Raw genomic sequence first — 2,189 nt, 5'->3', positions numbered from 1 at the left:
GTGCTTCAGGCAATCAAACAATTGGACTATCGACCGAACCGAGTCGCGCGATCGTTGTTCCAAAAACGGTCCGGACTGATCGGATTGATCGTTCCAGACATCACGAACCCGTTCTTCCCACAACTCGCACGGGCTGTGGAAGATATGGCACATCAACATGGTTTTCAGGTCATTTTGTGTAACACAGACGAACAGTTTCAGAAAGAACGCGAATATATCAAGTCACTCGAGGCGATGCATGTCGACGGATTGATCATCACAACGAACTACTCAAACAATCCGAACTATGAAGAACTCGAAGTGCCGGTCGTAGCGTTAGACCGTGTGTTACAAGGAGCGATTCCAACGGTGACGTCAAACGGATACGAAGGCGGGAAAAAGGCAGCTTCGTTCTTACTTGCTTCTGGTGCGACGGAGCTAGCAGTCATCAGCGGTCCCTCGAAACTCCCGACGATCAAGAAACGCCGGGACGGCTTTGAGGAAGTCGCCGGAATCCATCTCGTCGCAAGCATCGAGTCACCGTTCCACTTTCAAGGAGCGCTCGATGCCGCGAACTATCTCTTTGATCACTATCACTGCAACGGCATTTTTGCCGCGAGCGATGTCATCGCTGCAGCAACGGTGCAAGTCGCTGCGGAACGCGGGATCACGATTCCGGACGAGCTACAAGTGATCGGCTATGACGGCATCGAACTCGGACAAATGATTTCACCACCGTTGACGACGATTGCGCAGCCGATCTATCAAATGGGAGAACTGGCGGCGAAACTTTTGATTCAGCGGATTGAAGGCACACCGATTGCCGCCGTTCATCATGAGTTGACAGTTGAGATCATCGAACGGGAAACGACGAAACGGAAGGATGAGGAAGCATGAAACAAATCAGTGTCATCGGCAGTATCTCGATGGATCTCGTCGTCGAAAGTAAACGCCGCCCAGGCGCAGGCGAAACGGTCATCGGGGATGCCTTTCATACCGTACCGGGCGGAAAAGGGGCGAACCAAGCAGTGGCGGTCGCGCGTCTCGGCAGTACCGTCGAAATGATCGGTTGCGTCGGCAGTGACGCAAACGGTGAAGCGATTCGCGAAAACTTCAAAACGCAAGGAGTACAGACGACACACTTGCAAACGATTGAAGGCGAACGGACGGGAACGGCACATATCACGCTCGCTGAAGGCGATAACTCGATCGTCGTCGTTCAGTCTGCTAATCAACATGTGAAATTTGCGGATGATACACTCGCGCCGATTCTCGCAGACAGTGAAATCATCTTACTACAGCTCGAGATTCCAATCGAAACGGTCGAGACCGTTGCTCGCGAAGCACATGCAGCCGGCATTCCAGTCGTCTTGAATCCAGCACCGGCGATGTCACTCAGTCCGGAATTGATTGAACACGTCACATACTTAACGCCAAACGAACATGAATGTGGCTTGATCTTCGGACAAGACCAGCCAATCGAACATTGGTTGATGGAATATCCGAATAAATTGATCGTGACCGAAGGCAGTCGCGGGGCACGCTTCTACGACGGTGAGTCGATCGTGACGATTCCAGCGATCGAGACGACCGTCGTTGATACGACAGGAGCAGGGGATACGTTCAACGGCGCCTTAGCCGTTGCCTTAACGGAAGGACAATCGCTCGTCGAAGCGATTCGTTTCGCGAACCGGGCAGCCGGCTTATCGATCCGCGCGCTTGGCGCTCAAGGTGGCATGCCAACACGGGAACAGATGGAGGGAGACGCATGAAGAAACACGGTATCTTAAACAGTCATATCAGCAAGGTCCTGACCGATCTCGGTCATACCGATACGATCGTCATCGCCGATTGCGGCTTACCGATTCCAGACGGGGTCGCCCGAATCGATTTAGCACTGGAACTCGGCACACCGTCATTCCTCGACGTCGTCCGTGTCGTCGCCGGTGACATGGCGATCGAACAACTGACACTGGCGACAGAAATCAAAGAAGCGAATCCGGATGTACTCGAGCAACTCGAAGCCATGCAGATCGTACNNCGGCGTTCGTCTCGCATGAAGAGTTCAAGAAATTGACGCAGCAAGCGAAGGTCATCATCCGGACTGGGGAAGCGACACCGTACGCAAATGTCATCTTCCATTCCGGCGTAATCTTTTAAGGGGGTCATGCGATGCGTATCGAGATGACAGGTATCAAAAAAGCATTCGG

1 protein-coding gene and 2 pseudogenes are annotated in these 2,189 nt (G+C 52.9%); all 3 read left to right on the top strand.

Features of this window, described 5'->3' with window-relative positions; all coding sequences use genetic code 11:
* Positions 1–876 (top strand): annotated as a pseudogene (locus tag B2751_RS03825) (LacI family DNA-binding transcriptional regulator); the annotation flags it as partial.
* Entirely contained in the window at positions 873–1,751 is an 879-nt protein-coding gene (gene rbsK, locus B2751_RS03820; protein WP_214805370.1) for a ribokinase, read from the top strand. The pseudogene B2751_RS03825 and the gene rbsK, both read left to right, overlap by 4 nt.
* Positions 1,748–2,139: pseudogene (rbsD, locus tag B2751_RS03815) on the top strand (D-ribose pyranase). The gene rbsK and the pseudogene rbsD overlap by 4 nt, the downstream one beginning before the upstream one ends.
* Positions 2,140–2,189: the final 50 nt, after the last annotated feature.

The sequence above is a fragment of the Exiguobacterium sp. UBA6282 genome (assembly GCF_002440475.1).
GTDB lineage: Bacteria > Bacillota > Bacilli > Exiguobacteriales > Exiguobacteriaceae > Exiguobacterium_A.
This window is presented reverse-complemented; position numbering and strand designations above follow the sequence as displayed.